The sequence below is a fragment of the Streptomyces koelreuteriae genome (assembly GCF_018604545.1).
Classification (GTDB): Bacteria; Actinomycetota; Actinomycetes; order Streptomycetales; family Streptomycetaceae; genus Streptomyces; species Streptomyces koelreuteriae.
The window spans coordinates 4487935-4507788 of the sequence record NZ_CP075896.1 but is presented as its reverse complement, the minus strand read 5'-3'; the positions used below and the strand labels follow the sequence as shown (position 1 = coordinate 4507788).

The 19854-nt window shown below is 70.2% G+C and carries 25 protein-coding genes; 9 read left to right on the top strand and 16 right to left on the bottom strand.

The window, feature by feature from the left end; translation table 11 throughout:
* Positions 1-175 precede the first annotated feature (175 nt).
* Together KJK29_RS20360 and KJK29_RS20355 are read right to left on the bottom strand one after the other, a co-directional pair.
* The gene (locus KJK29_RS20360; protein WP_251057872.1) at positions 176-892 is read right to left on the bottom strand and encodes an HAD family hydrolase; all 717 of its coding nucleotides are present in this window, start codon (positions 890-892) and stop codon (positions 176-178) included.
* A gap of 29 nt (positions 893-921) precedes the next feature.
* Positions 922-1812, bottom strand: coding sequence for a winged helix-turn-helix domain-containing protein (locus KJK29_RS20355; RefSeq protein WP_251057871.1), 891 nt, complete (start codon positions 1810-1812; stop codon positions 922-924).
* A gap of 146 nt (positions 1813-1958) precedes the next feature.
* Between KJK29_RS20355 and KJK29_RS20350 the strand changes: the two genes are divergently transcribed.
* Positions 1959-2147, top strand: coding sequence for a hypothetical protein (locus tag KJK29_RS20350; RefSeq protein WP_215120578.1), 189 nt, complete (start codon positions 1959-1961; stop codon positions 2145-2147).
* Here the strand turns inward: KJK29_RS20350 and KJK29_RS20345 are convergent.
* The 3 genes from KJK29_RS20345 to KJK29_RS20335 all read right to left on the bottom strand — a co-directional run bounded on the left by KJK29_RS20345 (position 2142) and on the right by KJK29_RS20335 (position 5193).
* Positions 2142-3053: a FadR/GntR family transcriptional regulator gene (locus tag KJK29_RS20345; protein ID WP_215120577.1), complete on the bottom strand. Its 912-nt coding sequence runs from the start codon at positions 3051-3053 to the stop codon at positions 2142-2144. The genes KJK29_RS20350 and KJK29_RS20345 overlap by 6 nt on opposite strands.
* 176 nt (positions 3054-3229) lie before the next feature.
* Positions 3230-4483 (bottom strand): GNAT family N-acetyltransferase, encoded by a 1254-nt coding sequence (locus KJK29_RS20340; protein WP_215120576.1) that lies wholly within the window; start codon positions 4481-4483, stop codon positions 3230-3232.
* Positions 4484-4560: 77 nt separating this feature from the next.
* Positions 4561-5193: an RsiG family protein gene (locus KJK29_RS20335; protein WP_215120575.1), complete on the bottom strand. Its 633-nt coding sequence runs from the start codon at positions 5191-5193 to the stop codon at positions 4561-4563.
* A gap of 212 nt (positions 5194-5405) precedes the next feature.
* Here KJK29_RS20335 and dtd point away from each other — a divergent pair, with 212 nt between their 5' ends.
* Entirely contained in the window at positions 5406-5831 is a 426-nt protein-coding gene (dtd, locus tag KJK29_RS20330; protein ID WP_030242984.1) for a D-aminoacyl-tRNA deacylase, read from the top strand.
* 61 nt (positions 5832-5892) lie between these two features.
* Here dtd and ygfZ read toward each other — a convergent pair whose 3' ends face one another.
* Genes ygfZ through KJK29_RS20315 form a run of 3 tightly spaced genes read right to left on the bottom strand, consistent with a single transcriptional unit; the run spans position 5893 to position 7897 of the window.
* Complete coding sequence (ygfZ, locus tag KJK29_RS20325; protein ID WP_215120574.1) at positions 5893-6858, bottom strand: CAF17-like 4Fe-4S cluster assembly/insertion protein YgfZ; 966 nt, start codon at positions 6856-6858, stop codon at positions 5893-5895.
* A gap of 10 nt (positions 6859-6868) precedes the next feature.
* Positions 6869-7306, bottom strand: a complete 438-nt coding sequence (locus tag KJK29_RS20320; protein ID WP_215120573.1) for a Fur family transcriptional regulator — start codon at positions 7304-7306, stop codon at positions 6869-6871.
* A gap of 15 nt (positions 7307-7321) precedes the next feature.
* Positions 7322-7897 carry an FABP family protein gene (locus KJK29_RS20315; RefSeq protein ID WP_215120572.1) on the bottom strand — a complete coding sequence of 192 codons (576 nt, stop codon included), beginning with the start codon at positions 7895-7897 and terminating at the stop codon, positions 7322-7324.
* 216 nt (positions 7898-8113) lie between these two features.
* Between KJK29_RS20315 and KJK29_RS20310 the strand changes: the two genes are divergently transcribed.
* Entirely contained in the window at positions 8114-8476 is a 363-nt protein-coding gene (locus KJK29_RS20310; protein ID WP_215120571.1) for a DsrE family protein, read from the top strand.
* Positions 8477-8498: 22 nt separating this feature from the next.
* Here KJK29_RS20310 and KJK29_RS20305 read toward each other — a convergent pair whose 3' ends face one another.
* From KJK29_RS20305 to KJK29_RS20275, 8 genes are all read right to left on the bottom strand, one after another.
* Positions 8499-8756 carry a DUF3099 domain-containing protein gene (locus tag KJK29_RS20305; RefSeq protein ID WP_215120570.1) on the bottom strand — a complete coding sequence of 86 codons (258 nt, stop codon included), beginning with the start codon at positions 8754-8756 and terminating at the stop codon, positions 8499-8501.
* An 86-nt stretch (positions 8757-8842) separates the two neighbouring features.
* The gene (locus tag KJK29_RS20300; protein WP_003991226.1) at positions 8843-9130 is read right to left on the bottom strand and encodes a DUF1416 domain-containing protein; all 288 of its coding nucleotides are present in this window, start codon (positions 9128-9130) and stop codon (positions 8843-8845) included.
* A gap of 41 nt (positions 9131-9171) precedes the next feature.
* On the bottom strand, positions 9172-10017 hold the full coding sequence (locus KJK29_RS20295) for a sulfurtransferase (RefSeq protein WP_215120569.1): 846 nt from the start codon (positions 10015-10017) through the stop codon (positions 9172-9174).
* A gap of 134 nt (positions 10018-10151) precedes the next feature.
* Positions 10152-10232 carry a putative leader peptide gene (locus tag KJK29_RS39400; RefSeq protein WP_350310325.1) on the bottom strand — a complete coding sequence of 27 codons (81 nt, stop codon included), beginning with the start codon at positions 10230-10232 and terminating at the stop codon, positions 10152-10154.
* A gap of 204 nt (positions 10233-10436) precedes the next feature.
* The gene (locus KJK29_RS20290) at positions 10437-11174 is read right to left on the bottom strand and encodes an LmeA family phospholipid-binding protein (RefSeq protein ID WP_215120568.1); all 738 of its coding nucleotides are present in this window, start codon (positions 11172-11174) and stop codon (positions 10437-10439) included.
* A gap of 143 nt (positions 11175-11317) precedes the next feature.
* Positions 11318-12433, bottom strand: a complete 1116-nt coding sequence (locus KJK29_RS20285) for a hypothetical protein (RefSeq protein WP_215120567.1) — start codon at positions 12431-12433, stop codon at positions 11318-11320.
* Positions 12434-12435: 2 nt separating this feature from the next.
* The gene (locus tag KJK29_RS20280; protein ID WP_215120566.1) at positions 12436-12690 is read right to left on the bottom strand and encodes a MoaD/ThiS family protein; all 255 of its coding nucleotides are present in this window, start codon (positions 12688-12690) and stop codon (positions 12436-12438) included.
* Between the two features lie 37 nt (positions 12691-12727).
* Positions 12728-13579, bottom strand: a complete 852-nt coding sequence (locus KJK29_RS20275) for an alpha/beta hydrolase (RefSeq protein ID WP_215120565.1) — start codon at positions 13577-13579, stop codon at positions 12728-12730.
* A gap of 173 nt (positions 13580-13752) precedes the next feature.
* On the opposite strand from KJK29_RS20275, the gene KJK29_RS20270 reads away from it, so the two are divergent.
* From KJK29_RS20270 to KJK29_RS20245, 6 genes are all read left to right on the top strand, one after another.
* Positions 13753-14532, top strand: coding sequence for a response regulator transcription factor (locus KJK29_RS20270; RefSeq protein WP_215120564.1), 780 nt, complete (start codon positions 13753-13755; stop codon positions 14530-14532).
* 136 nt (positions 14533-14668) lie between these two features.
* Positions 14669-15691 carry a LacI family DNA-binding transcriptional regulator gene (locus KJK29_RS20265; protein WP_215120563.1) on the top strand — a complete coding sequence of 341 codons (1023 nt, stop codon included), beginning with the start codon at positions 14669-14671 and terminating at the stop codon, positions 15689-15691.
* A gap of 110 nt (positions 15692-15801) precedes the next feature.
* Positions 15802-16815, top strand: coding sequence for a S1C family serine protease (locus KJK29_RS20260; protein WP_215120562.1), 1014 nt, complete (start codon positions 15802-15804; stop codon positions 16813-16815).
* Between the two features lie 19 nt (positions 16816-16834).
* Complete coding sequence (locus KJK29_RS20255; protein WP_215120561.1) at positions 16835-17014, top strand: hypothetical protein; 180 nt, start codon at positions 16835-16837, stop codon at positions 17012-17014.
* Positions 17015-17088: 74 nt separating this feature from the next.
* The gene (locus KJK29_RS20250; protein WP_215120560.1) at positions 17089-17826 is read left to right on the top strand and encodes a response regulator transcription factor; all 738 of its coding nucleotides are present in this window, start codon (positions 17089-17091) and stop codon (positions 17824-17826) included.
* Positions 17823-19289, top strand: coding sequence for a sensor histidine kinase (locus KJK29_RS20245; protein WP_215120559.1), 1467 nt, complete (start codon positions 17823-17825; stop codon positions 19287-19289). The genes KJK29_RS20250 and KJK29_RS20245 overlap by 4 nt, the downstream gene beginning before the upstream one ends.
* The last annotated feature ends 565 nt before the right edge of the window (positions 19290-19854 follow it).

Below are 19854 nucleotides of genomic sequence, written 5' to 3'. Positions count from 1 at the left end.
GCAAACAGGTTTGGTTCAGGCAAGCAGTCCGACCAACTTGCCGGTTAAGGGATCAAGTTGACCGGGCATGCCTGATATCAGCAGGCAACCAGGCAAGTGGACCGACGAGTTGCCTGACCCACCGGCCGGGACGGGAGGCGACGCCATGACGACGCAGTGGCGTCAGGGAGCCGGGCTACGCGGCCCGCAGCAGCTCCAGCAGCGGCTCCAGGGACGTCAGGACCAACCCGGCCCCGGCGTCCTTCAGGATCTTGGCCTTGCGTTCGTTGCGGGCGTAGCCCAGGAACGGCACCCCGGCGTGGGACGCCGCCTCGTGGTCGGAGGGGGTGTCGCCGATCATCAGGGCGTCGGACGGAGCCGCGCCCATCGCGCTCAGCGCGCGGTTGAGGCAGTGCGGGTCCGGCTTCAGATGACGCAGTTCCTGGGTGCGGCCGTAGATGTGGGGCTGGAAGCAGCCGACGAGGCCGCGGCCCGTGAGGTACTCGACGACCACGAGCGGGGAGTTGTTGGTAGTGATCGCCAGCCGGGCCCCCACCGCGGTCCAGGTGCGGATCAGCGGGTCCGCGTACGCGGTCGGCATCGCCGAAGACGCGGCCAGCCGCTCCTCCTGGGTGAGGCGCGCCTCCAGATCGGCGACCAGATCACTGCCGGGGTGCCGGCGGTCCACGGCGCGCAGCACCACGTGCGGGTCGAGGGACTCCCGCTCGGCCTCCGTCAGCAGCCCGTGCAGCCCCCGGCCCTCCAGCCAGGACACCAGGTCGCTCGCCACCCGTTCCGCCGAATGGTTGGCGAACAGCCGGCAGATGGGCCCGTCGAAGTCCCACAGCACGACACGGGCGCGTCTGCTGAGGTTCCGGAGTTCGCGCGGATCGCTTTCCGTCTGGACTGTCACCGCACCGGTCTGCGTCGTATCAGAAGTCACTAGGAGAGTGTCAGGTCCGTCGTGATGGTTTCCCAGAGGGCGTCGAACCACTTCTGGGATTCCTGGACGAACGCCGCGTCCCGCTGGCCCGCTCGCTTCAGGAAGGAGAAGAGGAGGGACTGGGAGCCGAGGACGTCGTACATGTCCAGGGTCTGGCTGCCCCACTCCTCCTCGCGCCTGGTGAGCATGTAGTAGCCGATCAGCGCCTCCTCCTGGTTGAGGAGGTACAGCTTCACCGGCGGGGTGAAGGGCAGCGCGCGGAACGTGACGTGCACGTCGATGCCGTGCGTGGAGCGCAGGGCCAGGAAGTTGTGCTGGAGGACCTGGCCCTGGGCGTTGCGCATGGACAGCCAGCGCTGGTGGACCGGGTTGTCGTCGCCGTGGGCCTCCACGGGGACGGGGAAGGCCAGCTCGATGTCCCGGGAGGGGACGAGGATGCGGACATCGATCGACTCGGGGCGGATACGGCCCTCGTGGATCAGACGGAGCGGTTCGCCGATGGCGACCATCAGGGTCTCCGCGGTGTGGCAGACGACATCGACCCTCACACGGCGGGCCGAGAACGCCTCCGTGAGGCGGGGCGCCAGGCCGACCATCGTCGGCTGGGGCTCGCCCCGGGCCGGGGCGGGCGCGGCGATCCTCGGGGGGCTGCCCTTGCTGACGTTGGTGAGGAGGCCGTCCTCCTGGAGTGCCCGCAGGGCCTGGCGGACGGCGCCGCGTTCCACGCCGAACTCCTCCGCGAGTTCGGCCTGGGTGGGCAGGCGGTCCCCGGGCTTGAGCTCGCCCGTGCGGATGCGTTCCCGCAGGCTGTCGGCGATCTCCTGGGGCGAGAGCCTTCTGCTGCCGTTCACTGCCACGTTCTCCGCCACGTTCTCCTGGGTCACGACCAAACGCTACAACTTTGATCCATCTGGCGGGAGTTGTTTGAAAGTTGTTTATGACTAGGGGCCAAGTGGGGACAACTTAATCAGAGTTGGTTGCCAACTCCTTGGAGTTGGCGGAAGTTTTGCTTCCGGACTTCCGAAGGGGGAAACCAATGCCCGCCCTCGCTCTCCTCGCAGCCATCGCAGTCTTCACCTTCGAGCAGTTCATCGAGTGGAAGTACGGCCCGGCCGGCATCGTCGGCCTGCTCCTTCTCACCGTGGGCCTCAAGGCCAACAACTCGGCGGTCAGCTCCACCGGAGCCGTCGTGATCGCGCTCCTGCTCCTGAGGACCGCCCTATGAGTTCGTGAGCACCAGCTCCGAACTGATCGTCTCCCACAGCGCGTTGAACCACAGATGCGACTGCTCGACGAAGGTCGTGTCACGCAGGCCCGGTCCCTGCCGGAAGGAGAACAGCATCGACTGGGAGCCCTGCGCGTCGAACATCTCCCGCTGCTCATGGTCGATCTCGGCCTCCCGGCGCGTCAGCGTGTAGTACGCGAACAGCGCCTCCGAGCCGTTGAGCAGATACAGCTTCACCGGCGGGGTGAAGGGCAGCGCCCGGAACGTGACGTGTACGTCGATGCCGTGCGTGGCACGCAGGGCCAGCAGATTGTGCTGGAGGACCTGCCCCTGGGCGTTGCGCATCGCCAGCCACCGCCCGTGCACCCAGTCGTCGCCGCGCCCCCCGACCGGCACCGGGAAGGCGAGGTCGATGTCCCGGCTGGGCAGCAGGACCCGGACGTCGACCTTGGCCGGTTTCAGCCGTCCGGCGTGGATCTGCCGCAGCGGCTCTCCGATCGCCAGCGTGAGGGAGATGGACGTCAGGCACACCGCGTCGATCTCGACGTGTTCCGCCGCGAACGCCGCCGCGATCCGGGGCGCGAGACCCACGGTCGTGGGCACGGGCGGGGCTTGTGGGCCGGTCAGCGCCCTGGCGGGATCGGAGGCGACGGTCGCCGGGCTCCCCTTGGACACGTTGGTGAGCAGCTGCTCGGACTGCAGGATGCGCAGCGCCTGGCGCACGGCACCGCGCTCGACGCCGAACTCGTCGGCGAGCTGCGCCTGCGTCGGCATGCGCTCACCGGACCGCAGCGCCCCTGACCTGATCCGGGCGCGCAGTTCGTCGGCCACCTGTTGATGTGTTCTCTGTGGCCGTTGCGACCTCTTCGGCCCATGGGCGGAGGTGTGTTCCGGGTCCACAACCAAACACTACAACTTCCCGCCATCTTCCGGCAGTTCAGCGCAGGGTGGTTATGAGACGCGTCCAAGCGGCTATAAGTACAGTGAAGTTGGTCGCCAACTTTGCCATCCACCTTCCACCGACGGGCCTCCCTTCCGGAGGGGAGCCGGGAGCCCGGTCGGTGTGTACAGAAGGGAGCGGCTCAGAACATGTCCGGGCACCAAGGCCGCCTGGACGTACGCAGCAGGGCGTCGGCCTTCCGGGCGGCGCCCGCTCGTTCTTCCCGCACCCGCCCCAGCGCCGCCAGCCGCACCGCCGACTCGTCCCCCAGCCACAGCGCCCCCAGCTCGCCGATCTCCAGGGCGAGTTCCGCGCTCTCGGTGGTCGGCTCGCAGGACGCCCCCGCGGCGGAGGCCTCCAGCCGGTACCGCCCGCCGGTCAGCCCGTCCACACCGGCGACCTCCAGCACCAGCGACCCCTCCCCCTCATACGTCCGCGCCTCCAGCGCCCGTACGACGTCCAGGATCCGCACCCACAGGAAGTCCGCCTGCGAGGTGATCCTGGCCGCCCGCGGATCCGGCAGGAAGTGCGGGAGCAGGTCGTCGGGCGCCCGCCAGCCGCTCTTCACCTTCACGACCCAGTCGATCGAGCAGAGGTACTGCCACAGGGCGCGCTCCGCGGCCGGACTCACCCCGATCAGCCATTGCACGGTCGCCGTGTTCAACGGCTGCTTGGCCTCGCCCCAGTGGTCGTCGACCGCGTAGGCGGCCATGCCCTCGACCTCGCCGGACGCCGAGCGGTACACGGCGAAGAAGGGCGTCTTCCCCGCCGGGTCGAGCCGCAGGGCGCCGGTGTTCAGCTGCCACCACCACTCGTCGCGGTCGATGGCGCCGGGCTGGGTACGCCGCACCCGCTCGTGCAGTTCGGGGCCGAGCTTGCGGACGTCGTCGCCGTCCACCAGGTCGATCCGCCCGCCGTCCGCCGGGCCCGCCCAGCGCGCGTCGAGACCGGCACGCGGCACATCGACCGTCCACTCGGACATCCAGGTCGCCGGCCCGAAGCCGTACCGGCCGTAGATCGGGTACTCGGCGGCGATCAGCGTCGCGACGACGTCCCCGCGCTCCTTCGCGGCCGCCAGGTCCCGCGCCATCATCCGGCTGAGCAGCCCGCGGCGGCGGTGGGTCGCGGTGACGGTGACTCCCGTGACGGCGTCGGCCGGGACGCTCGCCCCGCCCACGACCGTGAGCTGCTGCTCGAAGGACCGGAAGGTCGCCACGCACCGGCCGCCGTCGAAGGCACCGAGGAAGCGACCCGGGACGAACTTCCGGCGACGGGCCTCCAGCTCCTCCGCGGGCACGACGGGCCCTCGCAGGAAGCCGGTGTGCACGGCACGCATCCATTCGGCGTGTTCGGCTTCGGCGACGGGGCGTATGTCGATGTCGGCTTCGCGGGTCATGGGCTCACGCTAGGGGGAGGGCCGGTCGGTGTCGCGCGGATTTTCCGGGCACCGGCCCTCCCCCCGCCGGGTGCGGCTCAGACCAGCAGGTCGTCGACCTGCGCCTCCCCCTCGCGGTACCGGCGGGCGATCTCCGTGCTGCACTCGTCGGCCCTGCGCTGGAGCCGCTGCCGTCGCCGGGAGACCTGCTGCTCGTAGCGCACGAGCCGGCCCATCGCCGTGGTCAGCTCCTGGTCGGTGCGCGCGCCGAGGTCGGACAGCTCGACCTCGCCGAGCATCTCCGCGGCCAGCCGCCGGGACTCCTCGCCCTGCGGGGTGGAGAGGGTCACATGGCGGGCCGAGGAGCGGTGCCGGGCCGGGGCGTCCCGCAGGATCTCCGCCAGCCGCTCCACGACGGACACCTCCGCGGGGGCGGCGACGGCGGCCGCGTCCGCCGGTGCGCGCCGCGCCAACTCCGCGCGCAGGATGTCGATCCGCCCCTGGAGCAGCCGCCGTACATAGCTGAGATCGGCCTCGTCGCGCTGGGCCTCGCGGCGCAGGGTGCGCAGCTCGGTCAGGCTCAGCGCGGTCCGATCGGGCTCGGGAGCGTCCGAGGGCAGCCGCGGGCTGTCCGTGCGCTGGGTGGGCGGCCGGTGGTACTCCGTCGCGCCGATCCCCGTGTACGTCGACCAGACAGCCCCCGACTGCTGCCCGGTGCTTGATGTGCTCATGTGCCTCAACCGTCCCCTCGACCGGTGTGTGCATGCATCGTGCCACCCCAAGTGGCCGCTATGGGAACGAGTGCCCCCGATAGACCCCAGATGGGCGGTTAAGCAGCAAAATACGGCCGGGCAGGGCCCGTTGGCGCCCGGCGCAAACCACCCGTTCGTGCCATGCGCACACCACCCGCGGCGTGACGTTCACCGCCCTGCATGATGGACGTATGCGAGCAGTGGTGCAGAGGGTGGACGGCGCGAGCGTCGTCGTGGACGGCGAGACCGTGGGCGCGATCGAGGGCGAGGGGCTGTGCGTCCTCGTCGGAGTCACCCACGAGGACACCAAGGAGAAGGCGGCCCAGCTCGCCCGCAAGCTGTGGTCGATCCGCATGCTGCACGACGAGAAGTCGTGCAGCGACATCGACGCCCCGCTCCTGGTGATCAGCCAGTTCACGCTCTACGGCGACGCCCGCAAGGGCCGCCGCCCCACCTGGAACGCCGCCGCCCCCGGCGATGTCGCCGAGCCCCTGGTCGACGAGGTGGTCGCCCAGCTGCGCTCGCTCGGCGCGACGGTGGCCACGGGCCGCTTCGGGGCGGCGATGCGTGTATCACTGACGAACGACGGCCCGTTCACCGTGCAGATCGAAATCTGACCCGAAAGATCTACAAGTCGTACGGCGCGACGACGACTTGCGGCACGAAGGCCTCTGAGGCCTACGGCTCGACGACGGCTTCCTGGGCCGCGGCCGTGTCCCCGGCCACCAGCCGGGCGTCCAGGGCCACGTTCCGCTTCACCAGCGCGAGGGCGACCGGCCCCAGCTCGTGGTGGCGTACGGAGGTCGTGATGAAGCCGATCTTCCGGCCGTCGGGGCCGTCGTCCGCGAGCCGGACCTCGGTGCCCGCCACCGGCAGATGGACCTCGCTGCCGTCCAGGTGCAGGAAGACCAGCCGGCGCGGCGGCTTGCCCAGGTTCTGCACGCGGGCGACCGTCTCCTGCCCCCGGTAGCAGCCCTTCTGCAGATGCACCGCCGAGCCGATCCAGCCCAGCTCGTGCGGGATGGTGCGGTGGTCGGTCTCGAAACCGAGCCGGGGCCGGTGCTGCTCCACGCGCAGCGCCTCGTAGGCCAGGATCCCGGCAGGCGGCCCGGCCTGCCCGGCGAACGCCTCCAGGTCGGCGCGCGGCAGGAACAGATCCCGGCCGTGCGGCGTCTCGCGTACGACGGCGCCCTCGGGCACCTCGGCGATGGAGCCGGCCGGCAGATGCACCACGGCGGTGTCGGCCGTGCGGTCGGCGACCTCGACCCGGTAGAAGAACTTCATCGACTCCAGGTACGCGATCAGCGCCTCCTGGGTGCCCGGCTCCACATGGGCCCAGACCGTCTCGCCGTCGTCGACGAGATACAGGGCGTGCTCGATGTGGCCGTTCGCGGAGAGGATCAGCGCCTCGGTGGCCCGGCCCACGGGCAGCTCGCTCATGTGCTGGGTGAGCAGCAGGTGCAGCCAGGCCAGCCGGTCGTCGCCGGTGACGGCGACGACGCCCCGGTGGGAGAGGTCCACGAATCCGGTGCCGTCGGCGAGGGCACGCTGCTCGCGGAACAGGTCGCCGTAGTGGGCGGCGACGCCTTCGTCCACGCCCTCGGCGGGGACGGCGCCGGGCAGGGTCAGCAGGGGGCTCTTCATATACGTAAGCCTACGACTCGGTAGTTGAAGCCTTGAGCGTGCAGTCCCGGCATCGGCCGAAGATCGCGAAGTGCTTCATGTCGGTGTCGAAGCCGAAGGTCTGCCGCAGCTTGTCGGTGAACTCGGCGGCCACGGAGACGTCCGCCTCGATGACGTTCTGGCAGTCACGGCAGACCAGGTGGAGATGGTGGTGCCGATCCGCGAGGTGGTAGGTCGGCGCCCCGTGTCCCAGATGGGCGTGGCTGACCAGCCCGAGCTCCTCCAGGAGCTCCAGGGTCCGGTAGACGGTGGAGACGTTGACCCCCGACGCGGTTTTCCTCACTTCCACGAGGATGTCGTCGGGGGTCGCGTGCTCCAGGGTGTCCACGGCTTCGAGCACGAGTTGCCGCTGCGGGGTCAGCCGGTAGCCGCGCTGCCGCAGATCGCTCTTCCAGTCGGTGCTCACCACACCTCGAGTCTAGAACTACTTGAAGAAGGCGATGCCGTCGTCCGGCATGTCGTCGGGCAGGGCCTTGGCCCAGCGCTCGACCTCTTCCGGGGTGACGACCTTCTTCAGATGGGCGGACATGTAGGGGCGCAGTTCGACCTCGGGGGTCTGCTTCTCGCCGACCCACATCAGGTCGCTCTTGACGTAGCCGTAGAGCCGCTTGCCGCCGGTGTACGGCTGGGAGGCGGCCGTGCGGGCGACGGCGTCGGTGACCAGGTCGATCTGGGGCTTCTGGTCGGCCAGCTCGCCGTACCAGATCTCGATGACGCCGTCGTCGCGGGTCATCGTCACCTCGACCTTGCGGTTCGGGTCGATGCGCCAGAAGCCGTGCTCGGACTCCAGGGGACGGACCTTGTTGCCGTCGTTGTCGAGCACCCAGGAGTGCGAGTGGTACTCCAGGAAGTCCCGGCCGTCGTGGGTGAAGGTGACCTCCTGCCCGAAGTTGCACTTCTCGGAGCCGGGGAAGTCGTGCACACCGGCACCCGCCCAGTTGCCCAGCAGGAAGGCGAGCGGGACGAGGTCCTTGTGGAGGTCGGACGGGATCTCGATCATGGGAACTTCCTAGACGGGGGTCAGCGCTGGCCCTGGTACAGCTTCTTCACGGTCAGCCCGGCGAAGGCGAGGACGCCGACGGCGACCAGGACCAGCAGGATTTCGAAGAAAAGCTCCACGGGGTGCTCCTTGAGCGGGGTGCGAATGGGTGCACAGGGCCGAGGCCAGCTTACGCGGGCGCCTTCGGCACTTCGATTCCGGACTACGCTTCCGGCTATGGCGAAGAAGCTGGTGATCAAGGTGACGGCGGGGGCCGATGCCCCCGAGCGGTGCTCGCAGGCGTTCACGGTGGCGGCGGTCGCCGTGGCCAGCGGCGTCGAGGTCTCCCTGTGGCTGACCGGTGAGTCCGCCTGGTTCGCCCTGCCCGGCCGGGCCGCCGACTTCGACCTCCCGCACGCGGCCCCGCTGCCCGACCTGCTCGACTCGATCCTCGCGGCCGGCCGCGTCACGCTGTGCACGCAGTGCGCGGCCCGCCGGGAGATCACGGAGAAGGACGTCATCGAGGGGGTCCGCATCGCGGGCGCGCAGGTCTTCGTCCAGGAGGCCATGGCGGACGAGGCACAGGCGCTCGTGTACTGAGCCGCGCGGGACCGGGGGGCTCCTACCGGCGCTTCTTGCCGTCCAGCTCGTCCCACCACTCGTCGGACTGGGGATCCCCGGACGGGTCGTCCCACCAGCGGTCGTCGGGCCCCCGGCGGTTCGCGACCATCGCGGCGACGGGCGGGATGACCATGGCCACGACGCACATGCCGACGGCCACGGGAATCGACCAGAGGCGCACGACGCCCCAGGCCAGGACGAAGAGCGCGATGCAGCCGCCCATCATCAGGAAGTACGTGCGCCGCCGTCGTGCGTACATACCTCCAGCGTAGATCCGGGCAGCCCGAAGGGCCGCACCCCAGGCGTCCAACCCGGGGGGTGCGGCCCTTGAGAACCTGCTCGCCGTCAGACGGCGATCGCGACCTCCGCCAGTCCGCCCTGCTGGGCGACGACCGTGCGGTCGGCGGTGGCGCCGGGCACGAGGGCACGAACGGTCCAGGTGCCCTCGGCCGCGTAGAAGCGGAACTGTCCGGTCGCCGAGGTCGGCACCTCGGCCGTGAACTCGCCGGTGGAGTCCAGCAGACGGACGTAGCCCACCACGGGCTCGCCGTCCTTGGTCACCTGACCCTGGATCGTGGTCTCACCGGGCTTGATCGTCGAGGCGTCGGGGCCGCCGGCCTTCGCACCACACATGTCGTACTCCTGAAGAGGTCTGGAAAGGTCGGTCCGGTTCTTTACTTGTTGGCGCCGAGCTCGATCGGCACGCCCACCAGGGAGCCGTACTCGGTCCAGGAGCCGTCGTAGTTCTTGACGTTCTCCACACCGAGCAGCTCGTGCAGCACGAACCAGGTCAGCGCGGAGCGCTCACCGATGCGGCAGTAGGCGATGGTGTCCTTGGCCAGGTCGACCTGCTCCTCGGCGTAGAGCTCCTTGAGCTCGTCGTCCGACTTGAAGGTGCCGTCGTCGTTGGCGTTCTTGGACCACGGGATGTTCCGGGCGCTCGGCACGTGGCCGGGGCGCTGGGACTGCTCCTGCGGCAGGTGGGCCGGGGCGAGCAGCTTGCCGGAGAACTCGTCGGGCGAACGCACGTCGACCAGGTTCTGCGAGCCGATGGCCGCCACGACGTCGTCGCGGAAGGCGCGGATGGACGTGTTCTGGGCCTTGGCCTTGTAGTCCGTCTTCGGACGCTCCGGCACCTCGTCGCCGGCGACGAGCTCGCGGGCGTCGAGCTCCCACTTCTTGCGGCCGCCGTCGAGGAGCTTGACGTTGTCGTGGCCGTACAGCTTGAAGTACCAGTACGCGTACGAGGCGAACCAGTTGTTGTTGCCGCCGTACAGGACCACCGTGTGGTCGTTGCCGATGCCCTTCTCCGACAGGAGCTTCTCGAAGCCCTCCTGCGTCACGAAGTCACGGCGGACCGGGTCCTGGAGGTCCTTGGTCCAGTCGATGCGGATCGCGTTCTTGATGTGGTTCTTGTCGTACGCGGACGTGTCCTCGTCGACCTCCACGATCGCGAGGCTCGGGTTGTCCAGGTTCTCCTGAAGCCAGTCGGCGTCGACCAGGACGTCGCTGCGGCTCATGCTCTTTCTCCTCCGGGGCAGTTACGGCGGGGCGTGCGAGGTATGCGGGCGCGCGCCCTGACGAGGGCGGCGCACGGGTGCCCTTGCTGCAGGGCGGCGGGGATGCGCGCGTCGGAACAGGCCGACGCGGTCGCTCAGAAGGTGCGACAGAGCATGGCGGCGACGCGGCACAGGTCTACTGCCCGCCGCTTCGTGAGATCCGCCTGTCGCTTCATGCCGTCGATCGTAGGGACGGTCGGGTGCGCATGTCACCGGTGTGTCGCATATTGAGACGCAAAGATCCGCCATATGGGATCAGCGACCTGTCCGTGCGGTCCCCGCACGGTTTCCGGCCGCCTGTATTCGCCATCACATCTACGCTGCGGACTCCGCCGTCTCGCCCACCGGACAGCCCTGGTCGGCGCCGCCTCGCGCCTTGCCTACCCGGCGAGTCGGACGTTGGAACCCTTCACGGTGATCTCCACCCCGTTCGGCGCCGCCTGGACCTTGTCCAGCTGGATGCCGCCGGGCAGGCCGTCGATCTTCTGCTGGAAGTCGGTGATGGCCCGGACGCGGGACTCGGCGATGTCGACGCCGCCGAACGTGGGCAGGCCGTCGGCCTTCACCCGCACCTCGCCGTCGACCACCGTCACCGAGCTGAGCACGGAGACCGGCTCGGGCAGCTTGGTGCCGAGGACGGTGGCCTCGACGGTGACCTTGATCTTGCCGTTGCCGCCGTCGGAGAGGCCGACGACGTTGGCGGTGACGCCCGGGGCGACCTGGGTCGGTTCGGACTTCGCCGTCTTCAGCAGCTCGTCGTAGGCGATGGTCGCGGTGCCGGTGGCGCTGGTGGCCGTGGCGGAGCTGTAGTCGCCGGAGAACTCGACGCCCTGCATGTCGGCCTTGAGGTCGTCGATCCGGATCTTCTGGGCGCCGTTGCCCGCGGCGGCCTCGTAGTCCTGGATGCCGACCTCGATGTCGTCCAGGGAACCGCCGGCGACCTGGGTGAGGAACGGGAAGCCCTTGATGGAGACATCGGGGTTCGCCGAGAGGTTCTCCGTCGTCTTCAGACGGTCGGCGGCCTCGTCCTCGGCGAAGTTCACCGCGACGCGGTCGGCGATCACGAAGAGCCCGCCCAGGATCACGACGACGATCAGCAGTATTCGCAGTGCGCGCATACGGTGTTTCCCCCACCTCGGCGGTTGGACGGCGGTCCGGTCCCTGACGACCGGGTGGCCGCCCAAGCGTGAGGGTAACTCCGTGGGATGTGAGCGCCCGGGATTTGTCGATCATCTGTGACAGGCGCTCAGGGAACCGCGCGTCAGGCCAGGGCCCGCCCCAGGACGTACACCGCCGGGGCCGCGGCCGACAGGGGCAGGGCGACTCCCGCGGTGAAGTGGACGAAGCGGGAGGGGTAGTCGTAGCTCGCGACCCGGTGGCCGATCAGGGCGCAGGCGCCCGCGCCCGCCCCGAGGAAGGCGCCGTGCGTGCCCAGGTCCGTCAGGGTGCCGACCGCGCTGCCCGCCCCGGCCGCCGCGAGCAGCGCCACCACCACGGACGCCACCGTGCGCGGCGGCGGTACGAGAGCCCGGGCCAGGACCGCGACGGCCACCGCCACCGCGCCCACCGTCACCGCGTCCGCGTCGGCCGCGAGATAGCCGCCCGCGACGATCGCCAGCGCCGCCGCCGCGACCGTCGCCATCAGGCCGTACATCCGCTCGTCCGGGTCGGCGTGCGAGCGCAGTTGCAGGACGAGGGAGAGCAGCACCCAGACACCGAGCGTGCCGAGGATCGCCGACGGCGAGCGGCCCGACACCAGCAGCGCCGCGTCCGCGGCCAGCGCGCCCGCGAAGCCCAGCGCGATGCCCTGCCGGGCCGGCCACATGCCGTTCAGCCGGAACCAGCCGGCGGCGGTGACGGCCTGGAGGGCGACGAGCGGCACCAGGAGCGCGTACGTGCCGATGGCCGCGGCACCCGCCAGCAGCAGCCCGAGCAGTGCCGTCAGCGCGGCCGGCTGCATCCCCGGCTCGATGATCGGCGACCGCCCCTCCGCCCGCGCCCGCTGCGCGTCGGTGACGCGGGTGTTCCCAGCGACGGTGGCGGGGCCGTACCCGGAATCGGGAGCGGGAGCCTCAGGGGCCGCCGCCTCGGGGGCGGGCGCCGCGTACCCCTGCGGGGGCAGATACGCCGTCTCCTCCGCCGCCGCCGTCACCGGCTGGTGCGTCTGCGTCTCCCAGGTCTGCCCCTGCCACTGCTGCGTGTACTGGGTGTGCTGCGGGTGCTGCGGCTGCTGGGGGTGCTGCTGGTACTGCTGGTGCTGGGGGTACTGCTGGGCGGCGTACGGATCGTCGTACGGCTGCTGCTGGCCGGGCCACGCCTGCGGCTGCTGCTGCGGCTGCCCGTAGGGGTCGTAGCCCTCGTGCGGCTGGTTGCTCATCGTCATCCTCCTGCGAACGGCGGGAGCACCTCGACCGTGCCGCCGTCGGCCAGCCGTACCGTCTCATGTCCGCGGGTGCCCACGGGGTCACCGTCGACGAGGAACGAGCATCGCAGCAGGACACGCTCGAGTTCGCCGGGGTGTCGCTCGCGCACCCCGTCGAGCGCCTCGGCGAGCGTGACCGCCTCGTACGGCTCCTCGGCCACCCCGGCCGCGGCCTTGGCGGCGGCCCAGTAGCGCACCGTGACCTTTGGCATCTGCTTCCTCAATCGCTCGTCGGTGAACTCCGTCAGGCTAGCCCGCCCGGCCGACGGCCCAGTCCCCGATACGCCCCAGCAACGCCTCGCTCACGGCGTGCTCGGCATGCCCCATGCCGGGCTCCACCCACAGTTCGCCCTGGTCACCCGCGGCCGCGGCCAGCATGCGGGGGTGGTCGAGGGGGAAGTAGCCGTCGGCGTCGCCGTGCACGATCAGCAGGGGCGTGGGCGCGATCCTCGCCGCCGCCTCCACCGGGGAGAGGGGGACCGGGTCCCAGTCCCGGTGGTGGATGCGCGTACCGAATCCGTACCGGCTCACCGCCCGGCCCTCGGGCCGCGTCACCAGCCAGTGCAGCCGGCGCATCGGCGCCGTCCCCCGGTAGTACCAGCGCGCGGGCGCGCTCACGGACACCACCGCGTCCGTGCCCGCCTCGTACAGCGCCGCGTGCCGCAGCACCACCGACCCGCCCATGGAGAACCCCACCGTCACCACGCGCGCGTGCCCGAGCTCCCGGGCCCACTCCACGGCCACCGCCAGGTCGAGCACCTCCCGGTCCCCGACCGTGGACCGCCCGCCGGACGCCCCGTGGCCCCGGAAGGAGAAGGTGACGACGGCCCCGTGCCGGGCGAACGCCTCGGCCACCCGTCGCACATGCGGCCGGTCCACGGCACCGGTGAAGCCATGGGCGACGACGAACACGGGATGAGCGGAAGGCGTCCGGGAAGCGTCGTATACAGCGGTACCCGGGTCGTATACGGCGTCGATCGTCACACCGTCGGCAGCGCGCAAAAAGGTGCGCAGCGGAGTCCGCACAGGCGTTCTGGCATCCGTCTCGGAGTTCGGACGAACGATGGAACGCGCCACATGACCTGCCGGACCAGAGCTCATGTGGGCTATTCTGCTGGGCAGAGGACTCGGGCAGCGTTGCCCCCGGGTCCTTTTGTGCTTTCGGAAGCGTTGTATACGAAGCGGGAAACCGCAGGTGTACGGGGCCTTCGGGATCGCAGAGCGGTGCTGTTGCCAACAAACGTCCTCGCAGGGACCGAGGAGGAACCAGACGTATGAGTTCTCTGCTGCTCCTGACCAACGCCCTCCAGCCGTCGACGGAGGTGCTCCCCGCCCTCGGCCTGCTTCTGCACAACGTGCGAGTGGCCCCCGCGGAGGGCCCCGCCCTCGTCGACACCCCGGGTGCCGATGTCATCCTCGTCGACGGCCGGCGCGATCTGCCGCAGGTCCGCAGCCTGTGCCAGCTGCTGCGCTCGACCGGACCGGGCTGCCCGCTGATCCTCGTCGTCACCGAGGGCGGTCTCGCCGCCGTCACCGCCGACTGGGGCATCGACGACGTCCTGCTCGACACCGCCGGACCGGCGGAGGTCGAGGCCCGGCTGCGGCTGTCCATGGGACGCCAGCAGATCGTCAGCGACGACTCCCCGATGGAGATCCGCAACGGCGACCTGTCGGTCGACGAGGCGACCTACTCCGCCAAGCTCAAGGGCCGCGTCCTCGACCTCACCTTCAAGGAGTTCGAGCTCCTGAAGTACCTCGCCCAGCACCCCGGCCGCGTCTTCACCCGCGCCCAGCTCCTGCAAGAGGTGTGGGGCTACGACTACTTCGGCGGTACGCGCACGGTCGACGTCCACGTACGACGACTGCGCGCCAAGCTCGGGCCGGAGCACGAGTCGCTGATCGGCACCGTCCGCAACGTCGGTTATCGATTCGTTACGCCGGAGAAGGTGGAGCGCGCCGCCGAGGAGGCAAAGGCGAAAGCGGCCAAAGCAAAGCAGGACAGTGCGGACAAGTCGGCCGCCCTGGAAGCCGCCGAGGCACGCGCCAAGGCGTAAAGAGGCGTATTGCGGTGCCCGCCTGGGCATCGCTTTCCGCAGGGTCCGCGAACAGCTACCGAACGGTAGTCGGGATATCGCACGGAAGCCCCTTTACGCCCTGCCCAGAGCCGGTATATCCGCGTAGACTCCGCGCGTGGCCAAGGTGACTCGGGATGATGTGGCGCGGCTGGCAGGGACTTCCACTGCCGTGGTCAGCTATGTCATCAACAACGGACCCCGGCCGGTCGCCCCGGCCACGCGCGAGCGTGTACTCGCCGCGATCAAGGAACTGGGGTACCGGCCCGACCGCGTGGCCCAGGCCATGGCGTCCCGGCGTACGGATCTCATAGGCCTGATCGTGCCGGACGCGCGCCAGCCCTTCTTCGGGGAGATGGCGCACGCGGTGGAACAGGCCGCGTCCGAGCGCGGAAAGATGGTGCTCGTCGGGAACTCCGACTACATCGGCGAGCGCGAGGTCCACTACCTGCGCGCCTTCCTCGGCATGCGCGTCTCGGGGCTCATCCTCGTCAGCCACGCGCTCAACGACCTGGCCGCGGCCGAGATCGAGGCCTGGGACGCCCGGGTCGTCCTGCTGCACGAGCGGCCCGAGGCCATAGACGACGTCGCCGTCGTCACGGACGACCTGGGCGGCGCCCAGCTCGCCGTACGCCACCTCCTGGAGCACGGCTACGAGTACGTGGCCTGTATGGGCGGCATCGCGGAGACCCCCGCGGTCGGCGACCCGGTCTCCGACCACGTCGAGGGCTGGCGGCGCGCGATGGACGAGGCCGGCATCTCCACGGAGGGCCGCCTCTTCGAGGCCCTCTACAACCGCTACGACGCCTACCAGGCCGCCCTGAAGATCCTCTCCGGCCCCGAGCGTCCGCCCGCGATCTTCTGCTCCACCGACGACCAGGCCCTCGGCCTGCTGCGGGCTGCGCGCGAGCTGCGGATCGACGTCCCGGGCGAGCTGGCCGTGGCCGGCTTCGACGACATCAAGGAAGCGGCGCTCGCCGACCCGCCCCTGACGACGATCGCCTCCGACCGCTCGGCGATGGCCCGCGCGGCGGTGGACCTCGTCCTCGACGACGGCCTGCGGGTCGCGGGGGCCCGGCGGGAGCGGCTGAAGGTGTTCCCGTCGAGGCTGGTGACGCGGCAGTCCTGCGGCTGCGCGTAGCCTCCGGCGGCTCTGCGGCAGGGCGTCTTTATATCGGGCATACGAGGTTCTGTCGGGCTTCTCAGGGAGCACTCAGGTAGCTCTCATGGTCGGGCGACAAGCTCAGTTCCATGACCGAGAGCTTCCACCGCAGTGGCGAGTACCAGAACCCTTACGAGGGTCAGCAGCAGGCCCCGGTGAACCCCGAGTGGCCGCCCCCGCCGGCGCACGCCCCGGCTCCCGCTCCGCACGCTCCGAAGAAGCGCCGCCGTGGCCCGGTCGCCCTGCTCGCCGCCGTGGCGATCGTCGCCGCGGCGATAGGCGGCGGCACCGCCTACGGCATCCAGGAGCTGACCGGCAACGACACCGTCACCTCCAGCTCCACCAGCACCAACGTGGTCCCGTCCAGCCAGAAGGGCACGGTCTCCGGGGTCGCCAAGGCGGTCAGCCCGAGCATCGTCGAGATCAGCGCCGACTCCAACGCCGGTTCCTCCACCGGCTCCGGCGTGATCATCACCAGTGACGGCGAGATCATCACCAACAACCACGTCGTCGCCGGCGCCTCGCAGATCAAGGTGACGACCAACGACGGCAAGTCCTACACCGCCAAGGTCGTCGGCACCGACAGCAAGAAGGACCTGGCCCTGATCAAGCTGGAGAACGCCTCCGGCCTGAAGGCCGCGACACTCGGCGACTCGACCGGGGTGGGCGTCGGCGACCAGGTCGTCGCGATCGGCTCCCCCGAAGGCCTGACCGGCACCGTCACCAGCGGCATCATCTCCGCCCTCGACCGGGACGTCACCGTCTCCACCGACGAGAGCCAGGGCCAGGAACAGGGCCAGGGCCAGGGCCAGCAGGGCGGCGAGTGGCCGTTCGAGTTCGGCGGCCGGGAGTTCAACGGCGACACCGGCTCGGACACCACCACGTACAAGGCGCTCCAGACCGACGCGTCCCTCAACCCGGGCAACTCCGGCGGCGCGCTGATCGACATGAACGGCAACATCATCGGGATCAACTCCGCGATGTACTCGGCGGCGGGCGCGTCCTCCTCCGCGGCCGCGGGCAGCGTCGGCCTGGGCTTCGCGATACCGATCAACACCGTCAAGGCCGACCTCGCCACGCTGCGGGCCGGTTCCACCGAATAAGTTCCCGAGGAGTACGGCGATGATCCAGCAGATCGCGCACACGGAGTCCGGCGGCGATCCGGCCGGGGTCGGGCTGGCCCTGGCGGTGGCGTACGCACTGCACGCGCCGACTGCGGCGGCGCGTGCGCCCGAGGTGGCGGCCAAGGCGGCCCGTCGGGCGGGACGGGCAGCCGCCCGACGCCGCACCGCACGGGCCTGACGCCCGGTGCTCGTGCGAGTCTGAGAGCGTCAGACAGCCCCCGCCCGCCCTTCACACCCGAGGACCCCGAGCCCATGAGCCCCGCAGACGGCGACCGTGACCCCCAGCGCATCCTGATCGTCGACGACGAGCCGGCGGTACGCGAAGCACTTCAGCGCAGTCTCGCCTTCGAGGGGTACGGGACCGAGGTCGCCGTCGACGGCGCGGACGCGCTGGTGAAGGCCGAGGCGTACCGGCCCGACCTGGTCGTCCTCGACATCCAGATGCCCCGCATGGACGGCCTGACCGCCGCGCGCCGCATCCGCGCCACCGGCGACACGACGCCCATCCTGATGCTCACGGCCCGCGACACCGTCGGCGACCGGGTCACGGGCCTCGACGCGGGCGCCGACGACTACCTGGTCAAGCCCTTCGAACTGGACGAACTCTTCGCCCGCATCCGCGCCCTGCTGCGCCGCAGTTCCTACGCGGCGGCCGTGGGCGCGGGCGACCCGGCCGACGAGGACGCCCTGACCTTCGCCGACCTGCGCATGGACCTCGCCACGCGCGAGGTCACCCGGGCCGGCCGCCAGGTGGAGCTGACCCGCACGGAGTTCACGCTCCTGGAGATGTTCATGGCCCACCCGCGCCAGGTCCTCACGCGGGAGCAGATCCTCAAGGCCGTCTGGGGCTTCGACTTCGAGCCGTCGTCGAACTCCCTCGACGTCTACGTCATGTACCTGCGCCGCAAGACCGAGGCGGGCGGCGAACCCCGCCTCGTCCACACGGTGCGCGGCGTCGGATACGTACTGCGGCCGGGCGGCGCGGAGTGAACAAGGTCGTACGCCGCTTCCGCTCCCTGCCGATCCGGTCCCGACTGGCGCTGCTGGTGGCGGCGGCGGTGGCGTTCGCGGTGGCGGCGGTGTCGGTGACGTGCTGGTTCATCGTGCAGGGGAAGTTGTACGCCCAGGTGGACGAAGACCTGAAGTCGTCGTTCCGCACGATTCAGGCGGACGAGTTCGACGCGCTGACGAAGACGTGCCCCCAGAACCCTTCCAACACGCTCGGGGGAGCGCCGCGCCCGCAGACCTACGCGCAGGTGGTCAGGTCGGACGGCAAGGTCTGCCGCTTCAGCAGCCTCATGCCCCAGGTGAAGATCACGAGCGGCGACGAGGACGTGGCCAAGAATCCCGACCCAGAGGTTGCCAAGCTGCGCAATGGCACCGACAGCGAGGGCAATTCGGTACGCGTGATGACCACGGCCGTGTTCGTCAAGAACGGCCCGTTCCAGCAGGGCGTGGCCGCAGACTACGCGCTGGTCATCGCGGTCCCCCTCAAGGGAACGGAGTCCACGCTCAACGAACTGGCGCTGATCCTGCTGCTGGTCTCGGGCGTAGGGGTGTTCGGCGCGGGGGCGGCAGGCCTCACGGTCGCGAGGGCGGGCCTGCGCCCGGTCGACAAACTCACCGAGGCTGTCGAGCACGTGGCCCGCACGGAGGACCTGGACATCCGCATCCCGGTGGACGAAGACAGCGACGACGAGGTGGCCCGCCTCTCCCGCTCCTTCAACTCGATGACATCGGCCCTGGCCAGCTCCCGAGAACTCCAACAACAGCTGATCGCGGACGCGGGCCACGAGCTACGCACCCCCCTCACGTCACTCCGCACCAACATCGAACTCCTCACCCGCAGCGAGGAAACGGGCCGCCCCATCCCCGAGGCAGACCGCAAGGCACTCCTCGCCTCAGTGAAGGCCCAGATGACGGAACTGGCCGCACTCATCGGCGACCTCCAGGAACTCTCCCGCCCGGACACGGGCCAGCACTCGGGCCGTACCCAGATCGTCGCCTGGCACGACACGGTCGAGTCGGCGCTACGGCGAGCGCGACTACGCGGCCGTGAACTGACGATCACGGCGGACGTCCAGCCCTGGTTCGTCCGAGCGGAACCCTCCTCCCTGGAACGGGCGGTGGTCAACATCCTTGACAACGCCGTGAAGTTCAGCCCGGAGGCCGGAACGGTCGAGGTACGGCTGGTGGCCGGCGTGCTGTCGGTCCGCGACCACGGCCCGGGCATCCCCGCCGACGAACTCCCCCACGTCTTCGACCGCTTCTGGCGCTCCCCGAGCGCACGAGCACTGCCGGGATCAGGCCTGGGCCTGTCGATCGTGGCCCGCACGGTCCAACAGGCGGGCGGCGAGGTAACGCTGTCCCACGCGGAAGGGGGAGGCACGGTGGCGACGGTACGACTCCCCGGGGCGTCGGTACCTCCACCAGAGGATCTGCCTCTTCCCTGAGGTCGGGGCCGCCCGCTTCTTGCCAGTGTCGTGCTTCCACGAGCCGAGTAAAGGGCGCTCCGCGTCGCCTCCGGCGATGGCCCTCCGGGCCACCCTTGACTCACCTCGCTCCAGCACGGGAGAGAAGCGAGCGAACGGCCCGGAAAGGCGGGTGGCCAGGGCAGATGCCCCCTTAAGTCGGCTGGCCAGCCGCTCGGCGACGGGGGCGCATCGGGCGAGTGGCGGCACGCCGGGCGGGCTCAGCGACTTTCGGTGGTGTGAGGTGGTGGCGAGAACCGAGCCCGGGCCACTAGCAGGTGCAGTCCCCTCTTCAGCTGGCCACTCGGCGCGGGCATCGCAAGCAAGTGGAGCACCTGCGCCACCACTGTCCCTGCTGACCTGGCTCAACCACTTCCCAGCAGGCCAAGACGCTCCACTCACTGCCCCAAGCCCCTCCCAGCGCCCACCCACCCACTCACCGATCGCCGCTAAGCCCACCCGGCGTCCATGCGAGGCGCGACCGCGCACGTCAACGCCGGTCAGCGAAGCAACGGGCCGAAGATCGCAGACGCCGCTTGGCCACCCG

Excerpts from the sequence above, each read along its gene's own strand:
- KJK29_RS39400 (WP_350310325.1), bottom strand. The coding sequence starts at position 10,232 with ATGAAGCGACAGGCGGATCTCACGAAGCGGCGGGCAGTAGACCTGTGC.
- KJK29_RS20255 (WP_215120561.1), top strand. The coding sequence starts at position 16,835 with ATGATCCAGCAGATCGCGCACACGGAGTCCGGCGGCGATCCGGCCGGG.
- KJK29_RS20270 (WP_215120564.1), top strand. The coding sequence starts at position 13,753 with ATGAGTTCTCTGCTGCTCCTGACCAACGCCCTCCAGCCGTCGACGGAG.
- KJK29_RS20340 (WP_215120576.1), bottom strand. The coding sequence starts at position 4,483 with ATGACCCGCGAAGCCGACATCGACATACGCCCCGTCGCCGAAGCCGAA.
- KJK29_RS20310 (WP_215120571.1), top strand. The coding sequence starts at position 8,114 with ATGGCGAAGAAGCTGGTGATCAAGGTGACGGCGGGGGCCGATGCCCCC.
- KJK29_RS20300 (WP_003991226.1), bottom strand. The coding sequence starts at position 9,130 with ATGTGTGGTGCGAAGGCCGGCGGCCCCGACGCCTCGACGATCAAGCCC.
- KJK29_RS20275 (WP_215120565.1), bottom strand. The coding sequence starts at position 13,579 with ATGAGCTCTGGTCCGGCAGGTCATGTGGCGCGTTCCATCGTTCGTCCG.
- KJK29_RS20280 (WP_215120566.1), bottom strand. The coding sequence starts at position 12,690 with ATGCCAAAGGTCACGGTGCGCTACTGGGCCGCCGCCAAGGCCGCGGCC.
- KJK29_RS20305 (WP_215120570.1), bottom strand. The coding sequence starts at position 8,756 with ATGTACGCACGACGGCGGCGCACGTACTTCCTGATGATGGGCGGCTGC.
- KJK29_RS20295 (WP_215120569.1), bottom strand. The coding sequence starts at position 10,017 with ATGAGCCGCAGCGACGTCCTGGTCGACGCCGACTGGCTTCAGGAGAAC.
- KJK29_RS20315 (WP_215120572.1), bottom strand. The coding sequence starts at position 7,897 with ATGATCGAGATCCCGTCCGACCTCCACAAGGACCTCGTCCCGCTCGCC.
- dtd (WP_030242984.1), top strand. The coding sequence starts at position 5,406 with ATGCGAGCAGTGGTGCAGAGGGTGGACGGCGCGAGCGTCGTCGTGGAC.
- KJK29_RS20260 (WP_215120562.1), top strand. The coding sequence starts at position 15,802 with ATGACCGAGAGCTTCCACCGCAGTGGCGAGTACCAGAACCCTTACGAG.
- KJK29_RS20290 (WP_215120568.1), bottom strand. The coding sequence starts at position 11,174 with ATGCGCGCACTGCGAATACTGCTGATCGTCGTCGTGATCCTGGGCGGG.
- KJK29_RS20285 (WP_215120567.1), bottom strand. The coding sequence starts at position 12,433 with ATGAGCAACCAGCCGCACGAGGGCTACGACCCCTACGGGCAGCCGCAG.
- KJK29_RS20350 (WP_215120578.1), top strand. The coding sequence starts at position 1,959 with ATGCCCGCCCTCGCTCTCCTCGCAGCCATCGCAGTCTTCACCTTCGAG.
- KJK29_RS20335 (WP_215120575.1), bottom strand. The coding sequence starts at position 5,193 with ATGAGCACATCAAGCACCGGGCAGCAGTCGGGGGCTGTCTGGTCGACG.
- ygfZ (WP_215120574.1), bottom strand. The coding sequence starts at position 6,858 with ATGAAGAGCCCCCTGCTGACCCTGCCCGGCGCCGTCCCCGCCGAGGGC.
- KJK29_RS20250 (WP_215120560.1), top strand. The coding sequence starts at position 17,089 with ATGAGCCCCGCAGACGGCGACCGTGACCCCCAGCGCATCCTGATCGTC.